Origin of the sequence: Chryseobacterium taiwanense (assembly GCF_000813825.1) — a bacterium.
Classification (GTDB): Bacteria; Bacteroidota; Bacteroidia; order Flavobacteriales; family Weeksellaceae; genus Chryseobacterium; species Chryseobacterium taiwanense.
Genome location: NZ_JWTA01000012.1, coordinates 1 through 26,478, shown reverse-complemented (window position 1 = coordinate 26,478; position 26,478 = coordinate 1). Strand labels below are relative to the sequence as shown.

The window sequence follows — 26,478 nt, the reverse complement described above, 5'->3', positions numbered from 1 at the left end:
TGGCTTTAAAGAATTAGTAAAAATTAAATACAAAAAATATGAAATTTTCAAAAACAATTATTGCTGGGTTGATTATGTTTGTGGGAGTAAATACATTTGCTCAGAAGAAAGCTGAAAAGTTTGAGAAATTACAGATTGAAATGTTCCCGAAAGCAAAAGAAGGATTTAAGCAAGTATACATCCAGCTTCCTATTGCAAAAAATGAAAGCGATTTAAAAGTTGAGTTTTTTGTTGGAGTAGAAAAAATGTTAGACTGTAACAAGCATTTCCTGATGGGAAAAGTGAATAATCAGGATCTTCAAGGTTGGGGATACAATTATTACGAAGTAGAATCAAAAGGAGAGACAGGCGGAACATTGATGGCTTGTCCGGATCAAAAACTGACCAAAAAATTTGTTTCTCTTCAGCCTGAAACGGTAAGATATAATAGTAAATTACCTTTAGTTTTCTACGTTCCAAAAGATATGGAAGTTCGTTACCGAGTTCTTAAACCCGATGTAATGAAAAAAGCAGTTCAAAGATAAATGACTATTTATAAAGAAAAAATCCCCACAAATATTTGTGGGGATTTTTTGTGAATAACGATTAATATTAATTTTAATTAAATTCACTATTTATAGAATTTTATTCTGGGATTTAAGAGTTTTTTGTATTATATTTGTTAGAAACAGGAACTATGAAAAACAATTTATTGATTTTTACGTTTGGTTTTTTATTGTTTCCAACTTTCGGTTGGGCGCAGTCTGCTCCGAATTTCAGAGAGCTTTTAGACAGTGCAATGGTTCGGGATTCTGATCTCAAAATGCAAATTACCCAAAACAAACTTACCGATCTCGATGAGCATAAACTGAAAGATATTTTTCTGCCTACTCTTGAAATGAGTGGGCAAGCCGGTTATCTCAATGCAACAGTTCGTTTAACCTCTCCGGAAATTAATTTAGCTCCTTTTATTCAAATTCCTAAAGGATATTTTAATAACAATTTGAATATTTCAGGGTTTTCTGGAATTGCCAAAGCCGATGCGAAAATGTTGGTGTATTCTGGTGGAAAAGTAAAATACCTGAAAAAAGCAATTGAAGAAAAGAAAATATCAGAAGATATATTGTTGACCAAAACGAAAGATGAGGTGATAGCCAATGTTTCAAGAGCGTACGATCAGTTAGCCTTAATCCATCAGTCGAAAAGAGTATTGGATGAAAGCAAAAAAAGACTGGATATCAATAGAAAAACGGCAGATAAAGCGCTAGGTTATGGTTTGATTACGCCTTACGATCATAAAAAAATTGAACTGGCTCAAGCGACTTTAAACGCTAAAATTGTTGAATACGAAGGAAAAAAAGAACTTCTCCTTACTCAGCTGTACATTTTTACAGGTATCAGTAAAGAACGTTTACAACTCATTGAACCTGCACTAGAACCTGTAGAATTAATGGCTGCAGAAAAAGGGATTGAACAGAGAGCAGAAATTCAGGCTTTAAATCACGGTATTGTAGCGGCAGATTATAAAATAAAAGCAGAAAGAACATGGATGATTCCTAAAGTTCAGTTAATGGCTTCTGCATACTATATTGGATTATATGGAAACAGAATTAAAACCTCTGAAAATATAATTCCTGCGATTCCTGAACTTGGATACGGAGGCGCGAAATTAGACTGGAAACCTACGAATATTAATATTCTACCATTAATTACTGCTGGTGTAGGCTTTAAATGGGAAATTTTTGACGGTAAAGAGGGAAAACATGCGGAAGAGACCGCCAAAATAGGTAAGGAAGTTCTTCAGAATCAAAAAGAAGATGCTTTAAAAAAATTGACCTTAAACTTAGCGAATAATCAAACCAATTATGACATCGCAACCGCTCAGATTGCTTTAAAAGCGAAAGAAAAAGAGTTGGCAAAAAATGCATTGACTCAGGCTGAAAAAGAATTCAGATACGGAATGAGCAAATCATCTCAGCTTATAGATGCAGAAAATGATCTGGAACTTGTAGAACTGGAATATCAGAACGCGATTTTCAACCAAAGAAGAGCAGGAATAGAGCTCATGAGATCTACTCAGGAATTGGATATCACTAAATTTTACTAACGATTTAAACCCAAGATGATGCAAAAACATATATCCCTCTTGTTTGCTGTTCTGCTTCTGTTAGGAAGCTGCAATAAAAAAAATGAATTGAATGTTGCAGAAGGTAAAACTAAAAAAGAAGTGATTTCCTTTGCTCCGAAAGTGACAGGGCGAATTTTAAAAATATACGTTACAGAAGGTCAAACCGTAAAAAAAGGAGATACGTTGGCTTTGCTGGATGTACCGGAAGTTTCGGCAAAAATTGCTCAGGCTCAAGGCGCAGTAAGTGCTGCAACCGCACAGGAACAAATGGCTAAAAACGGGGCAACTGCAGATCAGCTAAAACAATTGAAGGCAAAATATAAAGGCTTGAAAGAACAGTATGATTTTGCGCAAAAGTCTTTTCGCAGAGCTTCCAATATGTATCGTGACAGTTTGATGTCACCACAGGCTTATGATGAGGTGTATGCCAAAATGCAGGGTGCTAAAGCACAATATGATGCTGTGATTGCGGAATTGGATGACGTAGAAAGAGGAACCCGTTTCGAAAAAGTAGAAATGGCAGCAGGACAGGCTTCTCAGGCTAAAGGAGCTTTACAGGAAGCAAATGTAGCCTATTCCGAAAGATATGTGATCGCAACCAATGACATGGAAATTGAAACCATCAGTTTGAACACCGGAGAATTGGCAACTGCAGGTTTTGCATTGTTTAATGGCTATATTCCTGACAGTACCTTTTTTCGATTTACAGTTCCTGAAAGCCAAATTTCAAAATATAAACAAGGGCAGACTGTGAATATGGAGGTTACTTACAATAAAGAAAATCTGGAAGGAAAAATTTTGTATATCAAACAGTTAACGAGATATGCAGATATTACCACGGCGTATCCGGATTATCAGTTGCAGGACGCTATTTATGAAATTAAGGTCAAGCCAACAGATATGAGAAAAGCGAAAAATTTTCTAGTCAATTCAAACGTTATTCTGAAATAAATATGAAAGAGTTTTTCCGACTTTTAAAACGAGAATTCCGGTTGTTTATTGGAAATTCTACATTGAGAACCGTTTTCTTTCTGGCTCCGGTTTTCTATGCTACCTTGTTGGGGTTTGTTTATGAAAGCGGAAAAGTAGAAAATACACCAGTATTAGTGATTGATAGAGATAACACCCCTTTATCAAATCAGCTTACAGAAATGCTGGAAGACAACAAAAGTATTAAAGTAATCCGGTATTTGCAGGAGCCTTTAAGCATGCAGGATGAGGTCATCAAATACGAAGCCGCTGCGGTTGTCATTATCCCATCAAAATTTGAGGGATCCATACTTCAGAAAAAATATCCAGAGCTTAATGTATATGTGAATACAGGGAATGTTTTGACTGCCAATTTTGCATCTAAAGCATTACAGTTAACGATTGGAACATTTTCGGCTGGAGTTTCCATAAAAGCACTTCAAAAAGCAGGAATGCCTGCGACGAAAGCCGCGACTCAATATGAACCTTTTAAAGCCAATTATATTACCCTTTTCAATACGACCGGGAATTACCTTATTTTCATGTGGCCAGCAATGTTGGCGGTAGTTTTACAGCAGGTGATTCTTTTGGCAATGGCGGTAAGTTTTGCTTCAGAATTTCAGGGCGGGACTTTCATTAAAGAATATAGTAAAATGAGAAGATGGGCTTTTCCAACAATGCTTATCAAAGTTATTCCGATATGGGTGTTCTCAATCCTGATCGTAGGAATGTACTATTTCATGCACATGATCTTTAAAGTTCCTATGCCGCAGGGAATTCTCAATTTTATCCTTATTACAAGCTTCTTTGTAGGATCGGTTTCTTTCCTAGGTGTTCTGGTAAGTGTACTAATTCCGGATTCGTTGAAAGCAACACAGATCTTAATGGTCATTGCTTCTCCTGCATTTATCATCAGTGGTTTTACATGGCCTTTAAATGCAATGCCTGCTTTTGTACAGTTTATTGCGAATATTATTCCTTTGACCCCTTTTTTACAGGCTTTTAAAATTCTTTTAATACAAAAAGGTTCTGTAGAGCTTACTTATCCCTATTTACAGCATTTAGGCGTTCTTTTAATCGTGTATATTATCTTGGGATGGATTGCGCTGAAGATCAAACTTTGGCTGATTTTCAGATTCATAAAACCAGAAAATATAGAGCAGGATTCTATTTCGGAAAATGAAGATTTATAAATCCAATTACAGAATAATTCATATTTTATATCATATTAAAAATGGAATTTAAACAATTGTTTATCAGTTGTTTGATGGTATTTTTAAAAATAATTTAAAAGCATAAGAAAAAACTGATATATTTGTTTTTCAACAATTACATGAACTATGGAAAACGTATTTGATAGCAAAGATGCTCAGAATTATATTGATAGGATAAATAACCTTGTAGAAGACACTCACGGTCTTTGGGGAAGAATGACGGTTGATCAAATGTTAGCACATTGTAGCGTGTCTTATGAGATGGTTTATGAGCCGGAAAAACATAAAAAACCTGGGGCTATTGCAAAATTTATTCTAAAAAGATTTGTAAAGCCTAAAGTAGTAGGTGAAAAATCATATCCAAGAGATTCTCCTACAGCGCCGCAATTCATCGTTAAAGGAAGAAAGAATTTTGAAGATGAAAAGAAAAGACTGATTGGGTTTATTCAAAAAACTCAGCAGTTGGGTGCTTCTGCTTTTGATGGAAAAGAATCTCATTCTTTTGGTAAATTATCTTCTCAGGAATGGAATAATATGTTTGCAAAACATCTGAACCATCATTTGGCACAATTCGGCGTGTAAATATTACCAGGAATTTTTTTGAGGATCATCTAAAATTATATTCAATTTAATATTTAAAACACATGAAAAAAACTTTACTATTCCTCATTCTTGTTTCCAATTTCTTCTTTGCTCAAATGCCAGATATCTCATCTGTTTGGTTAAATAACAGTAAACCTTATCTGGGAACTATTGGAAACGACAAAGAAGCTATCAAGCTGAAAATTAATATTTCAGAACAGAATAAAAAAAATGATCAGGAATATTTTGTTTCCGGATATTCTCTTGTAGATAAAGTATATGCCAAGTTTGAAGGCAAATTTACCATTACCAAGTACAAAGACAATAAAAAGAGCGGAACGGTGTACGGAACTTACGAATTGGCCGAAGAAAACAAAGGGAAACATTCCGGGCTTTTTCAGGGGAAATTTATCTATACTTTCAAATGGAATAAAACTACCGAAAAAATCGAAGGACAATATATTGAGCTGATTGGTGGCTGGAAAAGCTACGATGGAAGTTTAGATTTTAAAACCCGAATAAAAAATCAATAATCATGGTAAGAAGAATTTTAGCCGTTATTGCCGGAATTATAGTAGGCTCTATCGGTATTTGGCTGATGGAAAGACTGGGACATTCATTGTACCCGTTTCCTGCAGGTATGAAACTCGATGATATTGAAGGATTCAAAGCTTATGTTGACAATTTACCTTTCATGGGGAAATTTATTGTCATTCTTGGTTATGCGTTGGGAGCTTTACTTTCAGGGTTTGTTGCAACGAAAGTGGCCAATAATAACAAACCGACCGCTGCAATGATTTGCGGAATTATCTTTCTGTTTTTTACCATCTACAATATGGTTCTTTTGCCGACTCCGGCTTGGTTTTGGGTATTGGGAATAGCAGTTTGGGGTTTGGTTTTAGTAGGATATAAATTAGCTTTAAATAAAAATAAAGGATGAAATTAGGGGCATTTTCAGTGAGCTTAAGTGTGAAAGACTTACAAAAATCAAAAGACTTTTATGAGAAACTAGGCTTCAGTTCTATGGGCGGAAGTATGGAACATAACTATCTTATTATGAAAAATGGAGATCATTTAATTGGTCTTTTTCAGGCAATGTTTGATGGGAATATGCTGACTTTTAACCCGGGATGGGATCAGAATGCACAAAACATTGAAGCTTTTGACGATGTTCGTGATATTCAGAAACATTTAAAAAGTCAAGGGGTGGAATTGAGTAAAGAAGCAGACGAAGCAACAGAAGGTCCTGAACATATTTTCCTTAAAGATCCGGACGGAAATATGATTTTAATCGATCAGCACAGATAAAGAGGAAACAATGAAAATAATTAAAAGAGTTCTTATAGTTTTAGCTATCATCCCTGTTGTAATTCTTATTGCTGCAGCATTCGTTTCCGGAGACTGCAAATATGAAAAATCAATAACCATTAATGCTCCTGCTGAAAAAGTATGGCAAAATACCAAAACACTGAAAGCAATGGATGTGTGGAGCTCGTGGAATGATCTTGATCCGAACATGAAAAAAGAATGGAGCGGAGTAACAGGTCTTCCGGGAGAAAAAGTATGTTGGGAAAGTAAAAATGAAAATGCTGGAAAAGGCTGTCAGGAAGTGAAAAAAGTAGATGAAGCCAATAAAAGAATTGATACTCAGATTAAGTTTCTGACTCCTTATGAAAGTGAAGCGGATGCCTATGTGACGATCGTTCCTGAAGGAAATGGAACCAAAGCAACTTGGGGATTTACTTCAAAAATTCCTTATCCTTTTACACTGATGAAGCTGTTTATGAATATGGAAGAAGCTATTGGAAAAGATTATCAGAAAGGTCTTTCAAGACTGAAAAGCTTATCAGAAAAACAATAAATTATATATTCAGATCTTGTATTCAGGATTTTTGAATTTCAAAATTGATACAAAAACTAAACTAAAAAAATACATTTATGGCGTCAGTAAACGTTTATTTAACATTTAATGGAAACTGCAGAGAAGCATTCGATTTTTATAAATCAGTATTTGGTGGAGAATATCCATATATCGGAACTTTTGGAGAAATGCCTCCATCAGAAGAATGCGGAGAAATGTCTGAAGAAGAAAAAAACAGAATTATGCACGTTTCTCTTCCGATTTCTAAAGAAACAGTTTTGATGGGAAGCGATACAGGAGGTGAATGGGCTTCTCAGTTTAAAGCTGGAAATAACTTTTCAATTTCTATTAATGCAGAATCGAAAGAAGAAGCAGATAAATTATTTGCAGGTCTTTCAGCAGGAGGAACGGTGACTATGCCAATGGCAGATACATTTTGGGGAGCTTATTTCGGGATGTTTACAGATAAATTCGGGATTGGCTGGATGGTAAACTATGATGATCCTGCAAAAATGCAGCAACATCCATAGGAGCACTCTGAAAATAGAATAGAAATATAAACCGACGGTAACAGCTACTGTCGGTTTTCATTTTTATATCCACTGCACTCCAAAAATTTTTAAATTTGAGTATAAAGTTTCAAGCTGATTTTAAACAGAGAAGAAAATTTTTATAAAAAATATATTTTTCTTATTATTGATAATTGATATTGAATTTTATTGGTTCGATAGATTTTAATAATTAAAAAATAGAGAAATGAAGATTTTAAAAATATGGGCAGCAAGCTTGTTGATGTTAGGAACTACATGTTCATATGCGCAGAAAAGTGATTTGGGAGCTTGGTATATGTATTTCGGAAACAATAAAATAAGTAAAAAGCTGAACTTTCATAATGAGATTCAATACCGAAACTTTGATGCAGGCGGAGATCTGGAACAGCTTTTAATCCGTACAGGAATTGGGTACGATTTAACGGAAAATAATAATAACGTTTTATTAGGCTATGGTTTTATATTGAGCCGACCGTATGTAAACGGAGAGAAAACGGAAAATGTAGAACACCGTATTTTCCAGCAGTATATTACAAAGCAGAAGTTCGGGCGTTTTAATATTCAGCATCGATACCGTTTAGAAGAACGTTTTTTACAGGATGATTTCAGGATGAGGTTCCGATATCTGTTAGGATTGAATATTCCGATCAATAATAAAGAGATGCTGCCTAAGACCTTTTATGGATCTGTGTATAATGAGATTTTTCTGCACTTTAACAGTCCTACTTTTGACAGAAACCGTGTCTATGGAGCGTTGGGATATGTAATTAATAAAAATATGAGAATTGAAGCCGGATATATGAATCAGATTCAGGAAACCCGAAACAGAGGGCAGATTCAGATCGGATTTTATAATAATATTCCTTTTACGAAAGACTAAAGAGTTTTTTTCAGAAAACAATGATATAAAAAATTAAAAACCAATAAACAATTATGCATTCAGGAAAAAGATTCGGAGCCCGTGAATTTGCTGTCTGGACCAAGAGAAGTATTCTTTGGTTGATGGTATTATCGGCAATTCCTACAGTATTGTACTTTTTAGGTTGTACTTTTCTTTCATTTCCGTGGCAACCTATTGCAATTATGGGAACTGCTGTTGCTTTTATTGTTGGGTTTAAAAATAATGCAAGTTACAGCCGGCTTTGGGAAGCGCGACAAATTTATGGAGCTATTATCAACGACAGCCGAAGTTTTGGCTATATTCTAAGAGATTCACTTTCTGCAAAAAATCAGGATAAAGTAAAGGAAATGTTTCTGCGTCATTATGCATGGCTTACGGCGCTTCGTTTTCAGTTGCGGGAATCCAGAGCTTGGGAAAATATGAATACGGCCCAGTTTGATGAATATTCAAAAAAATATGATATTCCTGAGAAATTATCAAAACTGGAAGATGAGCTTGAAAAATACCTTACTAAAGATGAACTTCAATATATTTTAAGTAAGAAAAACCGGGCAACGCAGCTGATGGCACAACAGAGTAAAGAACTATCACAGGCGTATGTAAACGGAGAGATCAATGATTTTCAATGGGCTCAGATCAATCAGCAATTGATAAAGTTTACCGACAACCAGGGAAAAGCGGAGCGAATTAAAAATTTTCCGTATCCACGAAATTTCTCTTCCATCACAACCTATCTTTTGTTACTGTTTATTGTCTTCGTGCCTTTCGGGCTGCTGAAAGAATTTGATAAACTAGGCGACGGAACTATTCTAGAAGGATTTACCTTATGGTTTAATATTCCTTTTTCATTATTGGTAACTTGGTGTTTTCATACATTGGACAGTGTAGGAGAAGCCTCTGTGAATCCTTTTGAAGGAAGTCCGAATGATGTTCCGATTACACAGATCAGCCGAACCATAGAAATTGATATGAGAGATATGTTGGATGAAAAAGACCTTCCATCTCCATTAGCTCCAAAAAATAATATTGTACTTTAGGTTTGCTGAAATACAAACATTTAAAAATAATATTCATTCATAAAATATAAATAAATGATTCACAATTATGTCATAATATCAATCGCGGTATTGTTGTCTGTGATGATATTGGTAATGATAGGGCAAAAGCTGAAAGTGGCTTATCCTATATTTCTGGTAATTGCAGGACTTTTAATAAGCCTTATTCCGGGAATGCCTCATATTGAAATAGAACCCGATTTGGTTTTTCTTATTTTTCTTCCTCCCATTTTATTTGAAGCAGCGTGGTTTACTTCGTGGCAGGATTTTCATAAGTGGAGAAAGCAGATATTTTCTATGGCTTTCGGGTTGGTGTTTCTAACTTCCATTGTGGTGGCGTATCTTTCATCATCAATTATTCCGGGGCTTACTGTAGCCATGGGATTCTTATTAGGAGGTGTCAATTCTCCGCCCGATGCAGTCGCTGCAACTTCAGTCTTGAAACATATGAAAATCCCTAAAAAAATAACCAGTATTCTGGAAGGAGAAAGTTTGATTAATGATGCTTCCAGTTTAATTGTTTTCAAATTTGCTTTAGCGGCTGTTATTTCAGGACAATTCATTTTTGGAGAAGCGGTAAAAGACTTTTTCACCATGGCAATTGGTGGAATTGCGATTGGAGTAGGATCTGGACTACTTTTCGGAGCATTGTTAAGAATTATTCCGTCAAACTCAAATATTGATACCATTATCACTCTGATTGTTCCGTACATCATGTATGTGGCAGCAGAACATTTCCATTTTTCAGGAGTATTATCTGTCGTTGCAGGTGGATTGCTGATGTCTTATAACTCCCATTGTTATTTAAGCCATACTTCGAGAATTCAGTCCGGAAATGTTTGGAGCGTGCTGATTTTTTTAATGAACACCATTGTTTTCATCCTTATTGGGTTAGAATTGCCGATTGTGGTAGAAGGAATGAAAGATTATACCATTTCTGAAGGTATTTTCTATAGTATTATAATTGGAGGAGCGATTATATTTACCAGAATTCTGTACAGTTATGCGGTCATGTATTTCCCAAGACTTTGTTCAAAAGAACTGAGGTTGAAAGTTCCAAAACCCGATTGGCGAGAACCTTTTATTATAAGTTTTGCAGCGATGAGAGGCGTAGTTTCTTTAGCTGCAGCATTATCTATTCCGGCATTTTTACCGAATGGAGAAGCTTTTCCACACCGAAATATTATCCTGTTCGTTACTTTTGTCATTATATTGATTACTTTGGTGGGGCAAGGATTGCTTCTTACTCCGATTTTAAAATTCTTAAAAATAGACGATGCAGGAAGTGAGTTGCCTGAAGAAAAGCAGGAAGTCATTTTAATGAGAAAATTAAAAGAAACGGCTTTGCAAAAACTGGATGATGATTTCTCTGAATTAGCTGGAAAAAACAGCCTTGTACAACATCAAAAACATAAGCTGGAAAACGAAATGATGATGATGGCAGATAAAGTGCAATGTATGGCAACAACAGGCGATTACGTGACGGCAATGAATGAAAATAAAGATGTCATGAGACAGATTATTCAGGCGCAAAGAAATGAACTTCATCGATTGAAACGTGAGAAAATATTTGATGATCACGTAATGAGGACTATTGAAATGCAGCTTGATTTTGATGAAGCTAAAATTACGGGCTTTTCTCATGGATAAAGAATTCACAAAAGAAACAGTAAATAAGAAGATAATGAGTATCCCAATTATAGTTCAGTATAAAATAAAAGCTCCGGTTAAAAAAATCTGGAAAGCTTTGACAGACAAAAATGAAATGAAATCATGGTATTTTGATATTTCCGATTTTGAATTGGAAATAGGGAAGGTTGTTAATTTCTATGAACCGGGAGAAGAACGGAAATACCATCATCAAGGCGAGATATTAGAAATAATCCCTAATAAAAAATTAAAACATACTTGGTCTTATCCTGAATTGTCAGACGGAATCACAACCGTAACCTGGGAATTGAATAGTCAGGGTGAAGAAACTTCTGTCACCCTTATTCATGATGATATTGATCATCTGAAAGAATTAGGAGCTAATTTTTCCAGAGAAGCCTTTGCAGACGGCTGGAACGGAATTCTTAAACAAAGTTTAAAACCTTATCTGGAAAATTAAGATGTCAAAATTTAAAGCACTTCGTCCGATATTATGGACAGAAGATTTCAATGATACGATTGGTTTTTACACCCAAATCCTAGGTTTTACCCTACAGGAAAGAAATGAAGATTGGGAATGGGCTTCATTGGAAAAAAACGGAGTAGAAATCATGTTGACAAAACCGAATCAACATGAAAGCTTTAATAGAATTGGTTTTACAGGTTCGTTTTATTTTACAGTAGATCAGATAAATGAGCTTTGGGAAGATTTGAAAACAAAAACCAAGATCTGTTACGAAATAGAAACTTTTGACTGGGAAATGAGAGAGTTCGCGATCTATGATAATAACGGATATATATTACAATTTGGTCAACATATTGAAGAAATTAGAAAAGCGGAATAAATTTTGCTATTTTTGGGGGAAATATTTAGAAATTCAATGAAAAAGAATATAATAGCAGGTTTTGCTGCAATTTTGTTATTAGCTTCATGTAACAAAGATGAAAAAATCTTAAATACATTAAGTGATTATAACAATTCTATGGAAGCTAAAGGATATCATTTTGGAGATAAACTTAGCCTTCCGAAAGAAATTACAGACAATGCAGAAAGCGTTTCTATAAGCTTTGGAGACAAAGAAACCTCAGATTTAACAATAGATCCGAAATTTTTTACATTAGGAGATAATGCCGTCACTTTTAACATAAAAAAGAAAGGCGGAGAAACTTTGAATCAGGATGCAACCATCAACGTATTTGCAAAAAATCCTGAACAAAATATTGCCTATCAAATTGTAGCAGAATATCCTCATGATCCTAAAAACTTTGTACAGGGTTTCCAGATTGAAGGAAATACCATCTATGAAAGTGACGGACAGAACGGTTCTTCACAGATTTTGAAATATACATTAGGAACTACGACACCTCTTGCTTCTACAAAACAAGCTCAGGAAGATTTTTCTGAAGGAAGTACGATTGTAGGAGACAAGGTATACCAACTGACTTGGCAGAGTAAAAAAGGATATATCTATGATAAAAGCACTTTAAAATTGATTAAAGAATTTGCTTATCCGAATGTATTGGGAGAAGGTTGGGGATTGACGTATGACGGTAAAAACCTGATTGCTTCTGACGGAAGTAAACTTTTATACTTTTTAGATCCGAATGATCCTTCAAAATTGGTGAGAACAATTGCTGTTGCAGGAAGTTCTCAGGCTTACGATCAGTTAAACGAGCTTGAATATCACAACGGATTTATCTACGCAAACGTTTGGCAAAAACCAATTATCTTAAAAATTAATCCTGAAAACGGAGAAGTGGTTGGGACATTTGATTTTACAGCAATTGCCAAGCAAAACACGAAAGGAAGTGATGATGTATTAAACGGAATTACTTTCAAAGGAGACAATATGTTGGTAACCGGTAAAAACTGGTCGAAAATTTACGAAGTTGCTATTAAATAATAAAGCAATAAGTATTTTTAAAATATAATGATAGCGTTCCTTAGGAGCGCTATTTTTAGTGATAGAAAAACACTATTTTTGAATAAAGAGTAAAAATTCAATGAAAAAAAATCTGTTAGTCTGTTTTGCATCAATCATGCTGCTCACGTCTTGTAACAATAAAGACAAAATGCGAAGTTCCCTAAAAGGATATAACGATTCTATGGAATCAAAAGGCTACTATTTTGGAGATCAATTGACGCTTCCGAAAGAAATTACAGATAATGCAGAAACCATTACCATCAGCTTTGGAGATAAAGAAACTTCGGCCTTGAATATTGATCCTAAGTTTTTTGAATTAGGAGAAAATGAAGTTACGTTTATCATCAAAACGAAAAGTGGAGAAACATTGAATCAGGATGCTACCATCAATGTGTTTACAAAAAATCAGGAGAAGAACATTGCTTATGAAGTAACAGCAGAATATCCGCATGATGAAAATGGTTTTATTGAAGGATTTCTTTTGGAAGGAAACACAGTGTACGAAAGCGATGGACTTGAAGGTTCTTCTCAGCTTATAAAATATACTTTAGGAAGTACAAATCCGATTATTACTGAAAAGCAGGCAGACAATATTTTCTCTGAAGGTTGTGCCATTATAGGAAATAAAATTTATCAGCTTACCTATCAGAACAGAATAGGATTCGTTTATGATAAAAATACCTTCAAAAAGATTTCAGAATTTCCTTTACCCAATGCACTTGCAGAAGGTTGGGGATTGACCTACGACGGAAAAAATCTTATTGCAACAGATGGTTCCAGTAATTTATATTTTCTGGATGTAAATGATCCTTCAAAAGTGGTAAAGACAGTTTCTGTTGTGGGAAATAAAGAGATGTATGACAAACTGAATGAACTGGAATATCATGATGGTTTTATCTATTCGAATGTTTGGTTTAAACCTGTCATTTTAAAAATTAATCCTAATACCGGAGAAGTTGTGGGGAAATTTGATTTTACAAAAATGACCGAAGATAATATGGCGGGAAACACTGAGCATGTACTGAACGGAATTGCCTTTAAAGGAGAAAATATGATGGTTACAGGGAAAAACTGGTCAAAAACTTTTGAAGTCGCTATAAAAAATTAACATAAAATGATTCTGCCGAATGTAGTGAATCTTAAAAATGATTCCAGTACCTTTGACAATCTTTTGAGTTAGATTTTTTCAGTATATTACCGTATTAAAAGAAACTGAGTGAAGTTTTTACAGATTATATTATTTTTCTTGTTCTGTTCGTTGTCTGCGCAGAAAATTCTTCCGTTAGACAGCTTAAAGCTTAAAGAAGCAGGAGATATGCTTGCTGATGACTATGGCAACCTGTATATTTATAAAAACAAAGACTTTAGTTTTACAAAATACGATTCTACCGGAAAGCAGATCGGGAAAATGATGCTTACCGTACCTTTTAAACCTCAAAACGTTCAAAATCCTTTAAGTGTTGCTCTATTTTCTGAAAATGCTCAGGAACTGAAATTTGTAGATCAGAATTTGAACGAAATACAGCGAATAGATTTCAAACAAAAATTCAGCTTTATAAAATATGCTTATGCTGAAGATCTGCAGCAGATCTGGTTGATGGATGAAAGTACAAAACGTCTTTTGCAGTACAACTTCAGAAATGAAACGACCATCAATTCTTATCCTTTTGATGCTAATTTCGACGATCTTATCGATCTGTTAGTATTCGATAATAAAGTATATGTTTTGACTAAAAAGCAATTCAGAGTCTTTACACTCAGGTTTGAAAAGCTTTTTGAAGCTGATCTGGAAAACGGAAAACGTTTCAGAAGAGAAAACGATGTCATCATGATCATCGCTAAAAATACGATTTTCAGCTATAATTCAGGTAAAGAATTAGTTAAGATTTTTGAAGATCCCGATGCGCAAATTGTGGATAAAAACACACTGGCTTATTTTGAAATCAAAGCCAACAAACTTTATCTTTACACCCTGGAAAATAACAAAGCACCTAAACCTCAAACAGAACCGGAACCTATACAAAAAGAGAATAAAAATCTTGACGAATCTGAAGATAAAAAAGAGCAGCCGGATTTAATAAAACTCATCGAAGAAGTTTCAGAAGTTCAGTCATTGGGTGTAGAACATTTATAATCATCAGTTAAATAATATACGAAAGATGCATATTGCAGTTACAGGAAATATTGGAGCCGGAAAAACGACTTTAACTACGATGTTGTCTAAACATTATGGTTGGGATGCTCAGTTTGAAGATGTAGATCACAATCCTTATTTGGAAGATTTTTATGCAGATATGAGCAAATGGAGTTTTGCTTTACAGATTTATTTTCTGGGAAGTAGATTTCGTCAGGTAAAAGAGATCAGAGAGAGTGGGAAAAATATTATTCAGGATCGTACGATTTATGAAGATGCCCATATTTTTGCAGAAAACCTGAATGATATGAATCTTCTTTCGGACAGGGATTTCAATAACTATGCTTCGGTATTCAATCTAATGAAATCTTTTGTTTCTGCTCCGGATTTATTGATTTATTTAAAATCTGATGTTCCGAATCTGGTAAAGAAAATCTACAAAAGAGGGAGAGAGTATGAAGCATCTATCAGTATTGAATATCTTTCAAAACTGAATCAGAAATACGAAAAATGGATTTCTAATTATACTGAAGGAAAACTGCTTGTTATAGAAGTGGATGATTTGGATTTTGTGGAAAAACCGGAAGACTTTGGTATTATCTTGGAAAAAATAGAAGCCGAACTAAATGGTTTGTTTTAAAAGTTAATTGAGCAATAGTTTCATACAGCAACAACAGAAAAGATGATTAAAGTTTTACATAACGGGAATTGTTCAAAATCAAATGCGGCAGTAGATTATTTAGTACAGAATAATATTCCGTTTGAAGTTATTGATATTATTAATGAGCCGTTAAGTGTTTTAGAGATTAAAACAGTCTTGAAGAAGTTAGGAAAAGATGTTTCCTATATTATAAGGGCAACAGATAAATTGTATACGGATAACTTTGTGGGGCAACAGCTTTCTGATGATGCTTGGATTGAAGTGTTATCAAAGAATCCATCTCTGATTCAGCGTCCTATTTTAATAAAAGGTTCTTCGGCAATATTAGGAAGACCTTTTGAAAATGTGAAAAGCTTTGTTGAGAAGGCTTAATAAGATCGAAAAAATAAAAGTCAGCATTTACGCTGACTTTCTTTTTATAATAAGATTACTCCTTCTATTTTCGCAACCTCTTGATAGATCGCAACTACCTGATCAGCATCTAAAACAAATGCATTGATATTGCAGGCTGTATATTTTCCGTTTTTACTTTCACGGTTTCCCAGTGTAAATTTAATGCCGTCAAAAACCCTATATATTTCCGTAAGTTTCGACTGATCTGTAGGAATGATAAATTTGAATAAATAATCTTCCGGAAAATCGTGATGATCTTCCAGTTTAGCCTTTAAAGACTTGTAAAAATCTTCAGGGCTTGCGTGTTGATTTCCTTGTAATATGTCCATCTGCAGTTATAAAGTTATATATAAATATAGCAATTTTTTTTCTATTTACCAAGTGGTCCTAAAAGCGACTTAGAGTTTTGAATTTCATAATCTTCAATAATATTGAAGAGTCCGTTTACCAGTTGTTCAGAAGCTAAAGTGCTTAATCCGCCTGCATTTACACTCGATTTATTTCCTCCTAAAAGGCTTCCTAATAGATTGCTTCCTGATAAAGCAGTATTAATGGTCTTTACAATTCCGTATTTATTAAGCTCTTCCTCTACCTTAGGAGAAATAGCGGTAATAAGCTGCTGAGAAGTTTTTTCCTTTAGAATAAGCGTTGCTGTACCTTTTTCTCCTTGGATGATTCTAGTGACATCCTGCGCATTCAGACTGTGAACGGCATTTTGAAGAATTGGTTTTGATATATTTACGGTAAATACAGCTGCATCAGCAATGTATTCTCTTTCTTTTTTTACCAATGAAGGTGCTATTTTCTCCAAAGTAGCATTAATATCTCTTAACTCTTTTGGTAAAGCCTTGTCAACAAGATTATTTTGAAGAAAAGCCTCTCTGTTTCCATAGATTCCTGCTCCTTTATCAATACCATTCAACAAAATATTCTTGATGATAGATAATCCTAAATCACTTGTCGCTAAAGAAGTGCAAGAATGAGTAATCGTAGAGAGTATTGCTCCTGTTCCTATTATTAAACTCGCGGCTATAATGTATTTTTTCATTGATATTTTAAATTATTCTTAGTGTTTCCAAATACTGCACCAAAGGTAAAGATTTAACGAAAAAATAACAGTATTTATTCCCTTTTTGATCAGAGAAATTTCTTAAAGCTTAAAAAAGAAGCATTGATAGTCGTTTTTAGGTGTTTTTTATGGATTTTCCATGTTTTTGGTGGTGTGGATAATTTAATTATTTTGTTATTTTTTAATGAATGATTTAAAGATTTAATATTTTTTTTAAGTTTTTATTTTGATTATTGTGATTTATATTATTTTTTAAGTAACTTTAACATTGTTTAAGATATTTTTTTACTTTTGAATAATGTCTTTTTTTGAGAATTAAGAATTTTCCATAAAAGACCATAAAAACAATACGTTTTTATCCTGACTTGATTGTACGAATAAAATTAAACTATATGAAACAACGTGATTTAAAGTATTCATGTCTCATTGCTGTTCTATACTTTGGTATGAATGTCAATGCGCAGGTTACTCCTAAAAAAGATTCTGTAACTAAGGAACAGAAAATTGAGGAAGTGGTACTCATTGGTTATGGATCTCAGAAAAAAGAAAACATAACAGGTAGTATTGGCCTTGTTTCTGCAAAAGACTTGGCAGATAAACCTAATGCAAATCCAATCAGTTCAATTCAAGGGAAATTGGCAGGGGTAAATATTACAAATTCGGGTACTCCCGGAGGTTCTCCCAGAGTAGATATTAGAGGTGTTGGTTCTTTAACAGGAAATACAGTATTCATTGTAGATGGAATGATAACTACTGATATATCCTATCTTAGTTCTCAGGATATAGAGTCAATGAGTGTTTTGAAAGATCCTTCATCTTTGGCTATTTTTGGAGCTCAAGCAGCAAATGGAGCTATAATCATCAAAACTAAAACGGGGAAAGGAAAACCTGTTTATAACTTTAATTCTTATTTTGGAATTAAAAAAGTAACGAATATTCCTAAGATGGTCAATTCTGATCAATATATAGAATTGTACAATGAGAAGTTGATGAATGATAATGGCTCTAGTGTAGGGTCTATTTCAAGAGCTGATTATCCTGCTGATACGGATTGGTTCAAAGAAATTTTCCGTACAAGTATCATCAACTCTAATGATTTCTCTGCAACAGGAAGTTGGAAAAAACTTAATTATTATGCTAGTGTAGGATATCTTCAGGATGAAGGAAACCTAGCTGCAGGTCAGGGAATTAATTCAGGAAGTGGTTTTAATAGATTTAATACTAAAGTAAACCTTAGTTATAAGATAACGGACAATATTACCATTGGAGATAATTTCAGTTTTTCCAAGATGCGTACTGACGTAGCACAGAATCCTCTGTTAACAGCTTTTATTACTCCTCCAATATTTTCAGTAATGGACTCCAATACGGGAGATTATCAATATTTTAATGGATACTCTACTGCTAATCCAAGAGCTAGTCTTGATCTTTATCGTTCTCAGGTGAGACAGGAGAGATTGCTTAATAATATATGGGGAGAGTTGAAGTTTTTGAAAGACTTTACATTTAGAATTAGTTATTCTAGTGATAATTATAGCCCTAGTCAATACGAATATACTCCAGTTAAAACCTATCTTCCAGCAGCTAGTCAAGGTGTTTCATCTTTGATTACAAGGAATTTTAGAAATAGAAATTACGTTTGGGATAATACGATTACTTGGAAAAAAAGCTTAGGAAATCATAATTTAGAAGTGCTTGCGGGCTTTTCAAGAACAAGAACTACTTTATCTCAAGATTATAGTTCAGCAAAAAATGTTCATTATGATGGAACAAATGGTTCTTTAAACATTGCAAACGGAACGGATATTATATATGTAAGCGGTATAGATAGAGATGATAATGTTGTTTCCGGTGTTGATCAAGATCAACAAAGAATTCAATCTTTCTTCGGAAGAGTTAATTATGATTACAAAGGAAAATATCTATTAAATGCCTCTATTCGTAGAGATGCCAGTTCACAAATTAATGTTGATAGATCTAGGACTTTTCCTGCAGTTAGTGCTGGTTGGGTAATATCTAAAGAAGATTTTATGAGTGAGCAAAATGTTTTCAATTTATTGAAACTTAGAGCCAGTTATGGTGAATTAGGTAATCCTAATGTAGGTAGAGGATTCAACCAAAACGTATCGATTATTGGTGGAGGTGCATATTTTGGAAATACGGGTTACCCTGCTGCAACTATAGACCAATTTGTAGATACAAATATTGGTTGGGAAACTACCACAGGAAAAGATGTTGGTTTAGAGATGGCATTGTTTAATAATAAACTGAAAATTGATGCGGCTTATTACGATAAAGATTCCAAAAATATTGTTTACAATGTTTTTCAAGGAACTGTATCAGGTGCAAGTAACTGGAATGCGTATAAAACCAATGCCTATTCTTTTAATAACAAAGGTTTTGAAGTATCAGTTAATTATAGTAATAAGATTAATGATAATATTAGCTTTGGAGTATATGGTAATTTTGCATCACTTAAGAATGAAATTACATCAGTATACGGTGGATCATTTTTAGAAACTGGAGCTAGTTTATTTGGAAATTCTATTGTAAGATTGCAGGAAGGTCAAGCAGTGGGTTCTTATTACGGTTATCAAGTTGCAGGAGTTTTCCAAACAGATGCAGAAGCTGCAGCATCAGGACAAAGTGGAGCAAAAGCGGGATGGTTTAAATTTGCAGATCAGGATGGTAACGGAATTATTGACTCAAGAGATAAAACATTCTTAGGAAGCCCTATTCCTAAAGGGACTTATGGATTTGGTGTTAATTTTAATGTTTATTCATTTGATATTGGGATTGATTTCCAAGGTGTATTTGGTAATAAAATATACAACTATAACCGTGAACAGCGTTATGGAAATGAAACTTGGGATTTAGATATGTATAATAACAGATGGCATGGAGCTGGAACTTCCAATACGAACTCTATGATTACATCTAATCAATCAATTATTTTACCAAATAGTTTTTATGTAGAAGATGGAAGTTATATCAGAATCAGAAATATTCAGGTTGGATATAATTTACCAAAGACGTTTGCTAAAGCCCTTTCAATTACAAAATTGAGATTGTATGTGAGTGCACAGAATCCTTGGACTAGCTTTAAATATCACGGTTTCTCCCCAGAGATTACAAATACTGATAGAGTACAGATGGGAATTGATAATAATATTTACCCGATTTCTGCAATTTATACATTCGGTATGAACTTAACATTTTAATTAAAAAGATCATGAAAAAAATATTTTTAACACTTTCTATATTGTCATTAATTGTAAGCTGTAATGATGATTTTGTGGATATTAAAGATGAAGGAGAGAAAGATATATCAAATTTCTTTACTACACAGGATGACGCTGTGCAGGCAACTAGTGCCATTTATAGTTTTTTAAGAAGTTGGGAAAACACAGGTTTCCCTGCACAATATGTATTTGGAGTAACTGGTGATGATGTAGAAAAAGGGTCTAATCCTGGTGATGCCTCATTCATTAATGCCTATGATAACTTTACATTTACAGTAAGTGATGATGGGGTAAGAGGGTACTGGATTGGTCAATGGCAAGCTGTTAACAGAGCGAATCAGGTGATTACAAACGTTCCTAAAATAGCAATGGATGAAACGCTTAAAAATAGATTGGTAGCTGAAGCTAGAATGTTAAGAGCTTATTTCTATTTTAATTTGGTAAGAATTTACGGAGGAGTTCCTATATATGATGGGTTACCGGCAGATGGTATTTATTTGAAACCAAGAAACTCTGTAGCAGAAGTTTATAACTTTATTGTTTCAGACCTTACTGCTGCTGCTGCAGTTTTACCTCAGACCTATTCTGCATCAGAGACTGGAAGAGTGACCAAAGGAGGCGCTTTGGGATTGCTTTCAAAAGTTTACCTTTATATGAAAGACTATCAAAAAGCGTATGAGACTTCTAATCAGGTTATTTCAATGGGATATGCTTTAGATCCTGATTTTAATCATTTATTCAGACCAGCTGGCGAGTTTGGATCAGAATCGGTTTTTGAAGTGAATTGTGATTGTTCTGCTGCGTTTGGAGGTAGTCAATATGCTGAGGTTCAAGGGGTAAGGAATCAATTTGGATGGGGCTTCTTTACACCTACTACAGAGTTGGAAAGTGCATTTGAGCCGGGAGATATCAGAAAAGAATTAACTATTTTGAGAGAAGGAGAAACAACTCCTGAAGGAGATTTGATTCATAAAGGAGATCCTCAGGCGGGAAATATGTGGAATCAAAAAGTATATGTTCCAACCTCTTTAAATAATAGTACTTGTGGCTATGGTTCTATTCAAAATTTAAGAATTTTAAGATTTGCTGATATCCTATTAATCAATGCAGAAGCTGCGAATGAATTAGGAAACACAGCTGTTGCTGTTACTAATATTAATAAGGTAAGAACTAGAGCTCAGTTGCCAAATACAACAGCTTCTACCCAGTTAGCGTTAAGAAATGCAATTTGGCAGGAAAGAAGAGTAGAGTTGGCAATGGAAATGGATAGATTTCCAGATCTAGTAAGAACAGGGCAGGCTGCTACTTATTTAGGACCTAAAGGATTTAAAACAGGAAAGAATGAGCTTTTCCCAATTCCTTTGGATGCGATGAATCAAAGTAATGGACTTTTCGTTCAAAACCCTGGTTACTAATAATTACAGATGAAACTTTAGAGGAGAATGAAAGTTCTCCTCTTCTTTTATATTCTCTTAAAAAAGATTCAATGAAAAGGATAATATTACCCATCATTGTAGCATCATTATTTGCTATTTCCTGCAAAAATACCCAAAACGCCAAACAAGAAGTTTCAAAAGTAAAAGCTGTAAAAAGCAATATTACTGATGAGCAGTTGATGGACAGAGTGCAAAAAGATGCCCTAAAGTATTTTTGGGATTATGCGGAACCCAATTCCATGTTGGGAAGAGAACGTTATCACGAAGATGATATCTATCCGGATAATGATAAACACGTTGTGACAACGGGTGGATCAGGATTTGGCTTAGCTACAATATTAGTCGGAGTTGAACGAGGCTTTGTTCCAAGACAGATAGCAGTAAGAAGACTGACCCATATGATGGATTTCCTTGCAAAAGCAGATCGTCATAAAGGAGCATGGTCACACTGGATCAATGGAGAAACAGGAAAAACGGTTCCTTTTGGAAAAAAAGATAACGGTGGAGATCTGGTGGAAACAGCTTTTTTAACTTCAGGAATTTTGATGGTTCGTGAATACTTTAAAAACGGAAATGCAGAAGAAAAAGCGCTTGCCAAAAAATGTGATGAGCTTTGGAAAGGAATTCAATGGAACTGGTATACAAAAGGCGGTGAAAAAGTTCTTTACTGGCATTGGTCACCAGAATATCAATGGGAAATGAACTTCCCGTTGCAGGGGTATAATGAATGTTTGATTACCTACATTTTAGCAGCTTCATCACCAACTTATTCAATTGATGCTGAAACCTATTACAAAGGCTGGACAAGAAACGGAACCTATCTTTCAGACAAAGAAAAATATGGACTTCCAATGTATGTAAAACATAACGGAGCCGAAGAATACGGAGGACCGTTATTTTGGACTCAGTATTCTTATATTGGTTTAGATCCGACGAACTTATCAGATAAGTTGATTAAAAATTATTTTGATTTAAATAAAAATCAGGTGCTTATTGATTATAAGTACTGTGTTGAAAACCCAAAAGGATGGAAAGGGTATGGTCCGAATTATTGGGGATTAACGGCAGGATATTCAAGGAATCAAGACGGAAGTGTGGGGTATGATGCACATTTTCCACAAAATGATCGTGGGGTAATCACGCCGACTGCGGCATTGAGTAGTTTCCCATATTCACCAAAAGAATCTATGGATTTTCTGAGATTTATGTACACTCAAAAACCTGAATTTATTGGTTCTGCAGGACCTTATGATGCAACTTCAATCAATTATAATAATTGGACAACGCCTAGGTATTTAGCAATTGATCAGGGAACGATTGCTCCGATGATTGAAAACTACAGAACAGGATTTTTATGGAAGCTATTCATGAATGCTCCTGAAATTCAGCAGGGATTAAAGAAACTAAGTTTCAAATCTGAAAAATATAACATTAAATAATTCTTTGAGAATTGAATGTCTGTTTAATTGAAGCTAAACAAAACCACACAAAAACCTGAAATATTTAAAATGAAATTAAAACTAAACCATTTGCTGCTTTTATTTCTGCCACTTTCGTTGAGTGTAACCGCTCAGGAAATCAAGGCAGAATTAAATAAAGAAGTTACAAGACATGAAAAGATATCTTACATTCTTGATTACCCCCAGAAAGTAAAAGGGAATGTTCCGCTGATTGTATTTCTTCATGGTTCAGGAGAAAGAGGTACTAATCTGGAAGTTGTGAAAGCGCACAGTCCGTTCACATATAAAAATTTGATCAAGGAACCTGTGGCGATTTTGGCGCCTCAATGCCCGGAAAACACTTGGTGGGATACGGTGACTGTTTATAATTTGATTAAAGAAATTCAGCAGAAATACAAGATAGATGCTTCCAGAATTTACCTTACAGGGCTTTCTATGGGAGGTTGGGGGACGTTGAAGCTGGCAATGGAGCATCCAGAAATGTTTGCCGCTGTAGTTTCGGTCTGTGCACCTACAGATAGAGTAATGTATGCAAACATCGATCAGTACAAGAATTTGAACATGAAAATCTTTCATGGCGGAATGGATGATGTAGTTTTACCTGAAAATGCATTTCACTTTTATCAGGCGCTACATCCGGTGAATTCATCTGCAGAATTGACAATCTTTCCAAATGACAACCATAACTCTTGGGATTCAACCTATTCAAATCCTAAACTGTATGAATGGATGTTATCAAAAAGAAAAGAAAAATAATTTAGTATAAATATTTCAAACAGGAAGTCTTTGCTGAGTGAAACGCCTTTGCGAACTAAAAAATAAGCAGGATAATTATAAAGAAAAACCTTTGCGAGCTTTGTGTTTAAAATAAATTATTAAAAATTAAAACAAAAAAATAGAACTATAATTAAAGAAGATAGATTTATGAAAAAGTTAATTGTAATCGCCACCTTAGCATTGGCACCTGTGTTTTCGGCACAGGAAATGGTAACAAAGCCAGTTCAATCATATCAGACGGCTCAATATCAGGCTAAAAAGAAAGCCTTTGTAGACAATCTTTTGTCTAAAATGACACTAGACGAGAAAATTGGTCAGCTAAACTTACCGAGTTCAGGTGATTTTACCACTGGTTTGGCTAAAAGCTCAGATATTGGGAAAAAAGTTGAAATGGGCTTAGTGGGCGGACTATTTAATATAAAAGGAGCCGAAAAGATCAGAGCCGTTCAAAAAGTTGCCGTAGAAAACAGCCGTTTGAAAATTCCTTTGATTTTTGGGATGGATGTTATTCACGGTTATGAAACGACATTCCCGATTCCATTAGGTTTGGCGGCTTCTTGGGATATGAACTTAATTCAGCAGTCAGCAAGAGTGGCGGCAAGAGAAGCTTCGGCAGACGGAATTAACTGGACGTTCTCGCCAATGGTAGATATTTCCCGTGAACCAAGATGGGGAAGAGTTTCTGAAGGTTCAGGTGAAGATCCGTATTTAGGAAGTGAAATTGCTAAAAATATGGTGTATGGTTACCAAGGAAAAGATCTTTCAATCGGAAATACCATTTTAGCTTGTGTAAAACATTTTGCACTGTACGGAGCAGGAGAAGCGGGAAGAGATTACAATACGGTTGACATGAGTCACGTGAGAATGTTCAATGAATATTTTCCACCTTACAAAGCGGCAGTTGATGCAGGGGTAGCTTCTGTAATGGCTTCTTTTAATGAAGTTGACGGAGTTCCTGCAACAGGAAACAAATGGTTACAGACCGATGTTTTAAGAGATCAATGGAAATTCAAAGGTTTTGTTGTTACCGATTATACAGGAATCAATGAAATGGTGGATCATGGAATGGGAAATCTTCAGCAGGTTTCTGCATTGGCATTGAAAGCAGGTGTTGATATGGATATGGTAGGAGAAGGTTTTTTAACAACATTAAAAAAATCTCTGTCAGAAGGAAAAGTTACACAGGCTGAAATTGATATGGCGGCAAGAAGAATCCTTGAAGCTAAATATGATTTAGGATTGTTTGATGATCCTTACAAATACGGAAGTGCAAAACTGGCAGAAAAAGAGGTTTACAATCTGGAAAACCGTAACATCGCAAGAAATACCGCAGCTCAGTCGATGGTATTGATGAAAAATGAAAACCAGGTATTGCCTTTGAAGAAATCAGGTACGGTCGCTGTCATTGGACCATTGGTAAACAATTCGATGAATATGGCCGGAACTTGGAGCGTAGCTACAAAACACGCTATTTCAGTTAACTTAATGCAAGGTCTTCAGGCAAATTATGGTAAAGATGTTAAATTTCTTTCAGCTAAAGGAGCGAATATTGATTACGATGCAAAATTGGAAGACATTTATGCGGCTCACGGTAAAAAAACCGATAGAGATAGCCGTTCAAAAGAAGAATTGTTGAAAGAAGCGGTTGAGGTTGCAAAAAAATCAGATGTTATCGTTTTGGCAATCGGAGAATCAGCAGAAATGAGTGGAGAATCTTCTTCAAGAACTGAAATTACAATTCCTCAATCTCAGGTAGATTTATTAAACGAATTGAAAAAGACAGGGAAACCAATCGCACTGGTTCTTTTCACAGGTCGTCCTTTAGCGTTAACGAATGTAAAAGATACTCCTGATGCTATTTTGAATGCTTGGTTTCCCGGTTCAGAAGCAGGAAATGCAATTGCAGATGTTCTTTTCGGAAAAGTGAACCCTTCAGGAAAATTACCGATGACGTTCCCAAGAAGTTTAGGGCAGGTTCCGATTTATTACAATGCTAAAAATACAGGTCGTCCATTAGATCAGACATTGGTAGATAAATGTGAATATCAGAGATTCCGTTCAAACTATATGGATGAGTGTAATACTCCGTTGTATCCATTTGGATATGGATTGAGTTATACAAAATTCAATTATTCTGATATGACGGTTTCTAATGCAAATCCAAAAGGAAACCAGACCATTCAGGCTTCAGTTACAGTAACCAACTCAGGAAACTATGACGGGGCAGAGGTTGTTCAGTTATACATCAGAGATATGGTGGGAAGTATTACAAGACCGGTAAAAGAATTAAAAGGCTTCCAGAAAGTGATGTTAAAAAAAGGAGAATCTAAAAAAGTTACCTTTGACATTAGTTCTGAAAACTTAAAGTTCTATAATGGAGACTTGAAATATGATTGGGAATCAGGAGAATTTGATATCATGATCGGTACCAATTCTTCCGATGTGAAACATTCAAAAATCAACTGGACAAAATAAATAAAAAAGCCACTCA

27 protein-coding genes are annotated in these 26,478 nt (G+C 34.8%); 25 read left to right on the top strand and 2 right to left on the bottom strand.

The features are described 5' to 3' along the window. The first annotated feature begins 38 nt into the window (after window positions 1–38). The 20 genes from eco to RM51_RS13390 all read left to right on the top strand — a co-directional run bounded on the left by eco (window position 39) and on the right by RM51_RS13390 (window position 15,982). Complete coding sequence (gene eco, locus RM51_RS13485; protein ID WP_039370522.1) at window positions 39–524, top strand: serine protease inhibitor ecotin; 486 nt, start codon at window positions 39–41, stop codon at window positions 522–524. A gap of 152 nt (window positions 525–676) precedes the next feature. Further along, window positions 677–2,086, top strand: a complete 1,410-nt coding sequence (locus RM51_RS13480; protein ID WP_039370518.1) for a TolC family protein — start codon at window positions 677–679, stop codon at window positions 2,084–2,086. Window positions 2,087–2,104: 18 nt separating this feature from the next. After that, window positions 2,105–3,058 (top strand): HlyD family secretion protein, encoded by a 954-nt coding sequence (locus RM51_RS13475; protein WP_039370598.1) that lies wholly within the window; start codon window positions 2,105–2,107, stop codon window positions 3,056–3,058. A 2-nt stretch (window positions 3,059–3,060) separates the two neighbouring features. Beyond that, window positions 3,061–4,269 (top strand): ABC transporter permease, encoded by a 1,209-nt coding sequence (locus RM51_RS13470; RefSeq protein ID WP_039370516.1) that lies wholly within the window; start codon window positions 3,061–3,063, stop codon window positions 4,267–4,269. A gap of 147 nt (window positions 4,270–4,416) precedes the next feature. After that, on the top strand, window positions 4,417–4,872 hold the full coding sequence (locus RM51_RS13465; protein ID WP_039370514.1) for a DUF1569 domain-containing protein: 456 nt from the start codon (window positions 4,417–4,419) through the stop codon (window positions 4,870–4,872). A gap of 62 nt (window positions 4,873–4,934) precedes the next feature. Then, on the top strand, window positions 4,935–5,405 hold the full coding sequence (locus RM51_RS13460) for a hypothetical protein (protein WP_039370511.1): 471 nt from the start codon (window positions 4,935–4,937) through the stop codon (window positions 5,403–5,405). 2 nt (window positions 5,406–5,407) lie between these two features. After that, window positions 5,408–5,812, top strand: a complete 405-nt coding sequence (locus RM51_RS13455) for a hypothetical protein (protein ID WP_039370507.1) — start codon at window positions 5,408–5,410, stop codon at window positions 5,810–5,812. Then, window positions 5,809–6,180: a VOC family protein gene (locus RM51_RS13450; RefSeq protein ID WP_039370504.1), complete on the top strand. Its 372-nt coding sequence runs from the start codon at window positions 5,809–5,811 to the stop codon at window positions 6,178–6,180. The genes RM51_RS13455 and RM51_RS13450 overlap by 4 nt, the downstream gene beginning before the upstream one ends. Before the next feature lie 10 nt (window positions 6,181–6,190). After that, window positions 6,191–6,733, top strand: coding sequence for an SRPBCC family protein (locus RM51_RS13445; protein WP_039370502.1), 543 nt, complete (start codon window positions 6,191–6,193; stop codon window positions 6,731–6,733). Window positions 6,734–6,810: 77 nt separating this feature from the next. Continuing rightward, a complete protein-coding gene (locus RM51_RS13440; RefSeq protein WP_039370499.1) occupies window positions 6,811–7,263 on the top strand; it encodes a VOC family protein in 453 nt (150 codons plus the stop codon). 226 nt (window positions 7,264–7,489) lie between these two features. Next, window positions 7,490–8,164 carry a DUF2490 domain-containing protein gene (locus RM51_RS13435; protein ID WP_052248507.1) on the top strand — a complete coding sequence of 225 codons (675 nt, stop codon included), beginning with the start codon at window positions 7,490–7,492 and terminating at the stop codon, window positions 8,162–8,164. 53 nt (window positions 8,165–8,217) lie between these two features. Next, a complete protein-coding gene (locus tag RM51_RS13430; protein WP_039370497.1) occupies window positions 8,218–9,222 on the top strand; it encodes a bestrophin family protein in 1,005 nt (334 codons plus the stop codon). A gap of 54 nt (window positions 9,223–9,276) precedes the next feature. Beyond that, window positions 9,277–10,890 (top strand): Na+/H+ antiporter, encoded by a 1,614-nt coding sequence (locus tag RM51_RS13425; RefSeq protein ID WP_039370494.1) that lies wholly within the window; start codon window positions 9,277–9,279, stop codon window positions 10,888–10,890. Then, complete coding sequence (locus RM51_RS13420; protein ID WP_228375817.1) at window positions 10,883–11,350, top strand: SRPBCC family protein; 468 nt, start codon at window positions 10,883–10,885, stop codon at window positions 11,348–11,350. Before RM51_RS13425 ends, RM51_RS13420 begins: the two co-directional genes overlap by 8 nt. 1 nt (window position 11,351) lies before the next feature. Beyond that, the gene (locus tag RM51_RS13415; RefSeq protein ID WP_039370492.1) at window positions 11,352–11,735 is read left to right on the top strand and encodes a VOC family protein; all 384 of its coding nucleotides are present in this window, start codon (window positions 11,352–11,354) and stop codon (window positions 11,733–11,735) included. 36 nt (window positions 11,736–11,771) lie between these two features. After that, on the top strand, window positions 11,772–12,794 hold the full coding sequence (locus RM51_RS13410) for a glutaminyl-peptide cyclotransferase (protein ID WP_039370489.1): 1,023 nt from the start codon (window positions 11,772–11,774) through the stop codon (window positions 12,792–12,794). A gap of 100 nt (window positions 12,795–12,894) precedes the next feature. Then, window positions 12,895–13,923: a glutaminyl-peptide cyclotransferase gene (locus RM51_RS13405; RefSeq protein WP_039370486.1), complete on the top strand. Its 1,029-nt coding sequence runs from the start codon at window positions 12,895–12,897 to the stop codon at window positions 13,921–13,923. 108 nt (window positions 13,924–14,031) lie between these two features. Next, window positions 14,032–14,949, top strand: a complete 918-nt coding sequence (locus tag RM51_RS13400; protein ID WP_039370483.1) for a hypothetical protein — start codon at window positions 14,032–14,034, stop codon at window positions 14,947–14,949. A gap of 25 nt (window positions 14,950–14,974) precedes the next feature. Next, a complete protein-coding gene (locus tag RM51_RS13395; protein ID WP_039370480.1) occupies window positions 14,975–15,589 on the top strand; it encodes a deoxynucleoside kinase in 615 nt (204 codons plus the stop codon). 42 nt (window positions 15,590–15,631) lie between these two features. After that, the gene (locus RM51_RS13390; protein WP_039370479.1) at window positions 15,632–15,982 is read left to right on the top strand and encodes an ArsC/Spx/MgsR family protein; all 351 of its coding nucleotides are present in this window, start codon (window positions 15,632–15,634) and stop codon (window positions 15,980–15,982) included. 44 nt (window positions 15,983–16,026) lie between these two features. On the opposite strand, the gene RM51_RS13385 is transcribed toward RM51_RS13390, so the two are convergent. Next, the gene (locus RM51_RS13385) at window positions 16,027–16,332 is read right to left on the bottom strand and encodes a DUF493 family protein (RefSeq protein WP_039370476.1); all 306 of its coding nucleotides are present in this window, start codon (window positions 16,330–16,332) and stop codon (window positions 16,027–16,029) included. A gap of 41 nt (window positions 16,333–16,373) precedes the next feature. Beyond that, complete coding sequence (locus RM51_RS13380; RefSeq protein ID WP_039370473.1) at window positions 16,374–17,051, bottom strand: DUF4197 family protein; 678 nt, start codon at window positions 17,049–17,051, stop codon at window positions 16,374–16,376. A 413-nt stretch (window positions 17,052–17,464) separates the two neighbouring features. Between RM51_RS13380 and RM51_RS13375 the strand changes: the two genes are divergently transcribed. The 5 genes from RM51_RS13375 (at window position 17,465) to bglX (ending at window position 26,462) form a co-directional block, all read left to right on the top strand. Continuing rightward, the gene (locus RM51_RS13375; protein WP_084111129.1) at window positions 17,465–20,293 is read left to right on the top strand and encodes a SusC/RagA family TonB-linked outer membrane protein; all 2,829 of its coding nucleotides are present in this window, start codon (window positions 17,465–17,467) and stop codon (window positions 20,291–20,293) included. A gap of 11 nt (window positions 20,294–20,304) precedes the next feature. Next, complete coding sequence (locus RM51_RS13370) at window positions 20,305–21,729, top strand: RagB/SusD family nutrient uptake outer membrane protein (RefSeq protein WP_052248506.1); 1,425 nt, start codon at window positions 20,305–20,307, stop codon at window positions 21,727–21,729. A gap of 71 nt (window positions 21,730–21,800) precedes the next feature. Beyond that, window positions 21,801–23,189, top strand: coding sequence for a glucoamylase family protein (locus RM51_RS13365; RefSeq protein WP_039370467.1), 1,389 nt, complete (start codon window positions 21,801–21,803; stop codon window positions 23,187–23,189). Between the two features lie 69 nt (window positions 23,190–23,258). Next, entirely contained in the window at window positions 23,259–23,966 is a 708-nt protein-coding gene (locus RM51_RS13360) for a carboxylesterase family protein (protein ID WP_039370586.1), read from the top strand. A 168-nt stretch (window positions 23,967–24,134) separates the two neighbouring features. Further along, a complete protein-coding gene (bglX, locus tag RM51_RS13355; protein WP_039370465.1) occupies window positions 24,135–26,462 on the top strand; it encodes a beta-glucosidase BglX in 2,328 nt (775 codons plus the stop codon). Window positions 26,463–26,478 lie beyond the last annotated feature (16 nt).

Bases quoted from the DNA above. Each gene is read 5' to 3' on its own strand.
- RM51_RS13455 (WP_039370507.1), top strand. From the start codon at position 5,408: ATGGTAAGAAGAATTTTAGCCGTTATTGCCGGAATTATAGTAGGCTCT.
- RM51_RS13450 (WP_039370504.1), top strand. From the start codon at position 5,809: ATGAAATTAGGGGCATTTTCAGTGAGCTTAAGTGTGAAAGACTTACAA.
- bglX (WP_039370465.1), top strand. From the start codon at position 24,135: ATGAAAAAGTTAATTGTAATCGCCACCTTAGCATTGGCACCTGTGTTT.
- RM51_RS13380 (WP_039370473.1), bottom strand. From the start codon at position 17,051: ATGAAAAAATACATTATAGCCGCGAGTTTAATAATAGGAACAGGAGCA.
- RM51_RS13465 (WP_039370514.1), top strand. From the start codon at position 4,417: ATGGAAAACGTATTTGATAGCAAAGATGCTCAGAATTATATTGATAGG.
- RM51_RS13440 (WP_039370499.1), top strand. From the start codon at position 6,811: ATGGCGTCAGTAAACGTTTATTTAACATTTAATGGAAACTGCAGAGAA.
- RM51_RS13370 (WP_052248506.1), top strand. From the start codon at position 20,305: ATGAAAAAAATATTTTTAACACTTTCTATATTGTCATTAATTGTAAGC.
- RM51_RS13435 (WP_052248507.1), top strand. From the start codon at position 7,490: ATGAAGATTTTAAAAATATGGGCAGCAAGCTTGTTGATGTTAGGAACT.
- RM51_RS13395 (WP_039370480.1), top strand. From the start codon at position 14,975: ATGCATATTGCAGTTACAGGAAATATTGGAGCCGGAAAAACGACTTTA.
- RM51_RS13415 (WP_039370492.1), top strand. From the start codon at position 11,352: ATGTCAAAATTTAAAGCACTTCGTCCGATATTATGGACAGAAGATTTC.
- RM51_RS13365 (WP_039370467.1), top strand. From the start codon at position 21,801: ATGAAAAGGATAATATTACCCATCATTGTAGCATCATTATTTGCTATT.
- RM51_RS13360 (WP_039370586.1), top strand. From the start codon at position 23,259: ATGAAATTAAAACTAAACCATTTGCTGCTTTTATTTCTGCCACTTTCG.
- RM51_RS13410 (WP_039370489.1), top strand. From the start codon at position 11,772: ATGAAAAAGAATATAATAGCAGGTTTTGCTGCAATTTTGTTATTAGCT.
- RM51_RS13445 (WP_039370502.1), top strand. From the start codon at position 6,191: ATGAAAATAATTAAAAGAGTTCTTATAGTTTTAGCTATCATCCCTGTT.
- eco (WP_039370522.1), top strand. From the start codon at position 39: ATGAAATTTTCAAAAACAATTATTGCTGGGTTGATTATGTTTGTGGGA.
- RM51_RS13470 (WP_039370516.1), top strand. From the start codon at position 3,061: ATGAAAGAGTTTTTCCGACTTTTAAAACGAGAATTCCGGTTGTTTATT.
- RM51_RS13385 (WP_039370476.1), bottom strand. From the start codon at position 16,332: ATGGACATATTACAAGGAAATCAACACGCAAGCCCTGAAGATTTTTAC.
- RM51_RS13390 (WP_039370479.1), top strand. From the start codon at position 15,632: ATGATTAAAGTTTTACATAACGGGAATTGTTCAAAATCAAATGCGGCA.
- RM51_RS13430 (WP_039370497.1), top strand. From the start codon at position 8,218: ATGCATTCAGGAAAAAGATTCGGAGCCCGTGAATTTGCTGTCTGGACC.
- RM51_RS13405 (WP_039370486.1), top strand. From the start codon at position 12,895: ATGAAAAAAAATCTGTTAGTCTGTTTTGCATCAATCATGCTGCTCACG.
- RM51_RS13460 (WP_039370511.1), top strand. From the start codon at position 4,935: ATGAAAAAAACTTTACTATTCCTCATTCTTGTTTCCAATTTCTTCTTT.
- RM51_RS13480 (WP_039370518.1), top strand. From the start codon at position 677: ATGAAAAACAATTTATTGATTTTTACGTTTGGTTTTTTATTGTTTCCA.
- RM51_RS13420 (WP_228375817.1), top strand. From the start codon at position 10,883: ATGGATAAAGAATTCACAAAAGAAACAGTAAATAAGAAGATAATGAGT.
- RM51_RS13425 (WP_039370494.1), top strand. From the start codon at position 9,277: ATGATTCACAATTATGTCATAATATCAATCGCGGTATTGTTGTCTGTG.
- RM51_RS13475 (WP_039370598.1), top strand. From the start codon at position 2,105: ATGCAAAAACATATATCCCTCTTGTTTGCTGTTCTGCTTCTGTTAGGA.
- RM51_RS13375 (WP_084111129.1), top strand. From the start codon at position 17,465: ATGAAACAACGTGATTTAAAGTATTCATGTCTCATTGCTGTTCTATAC.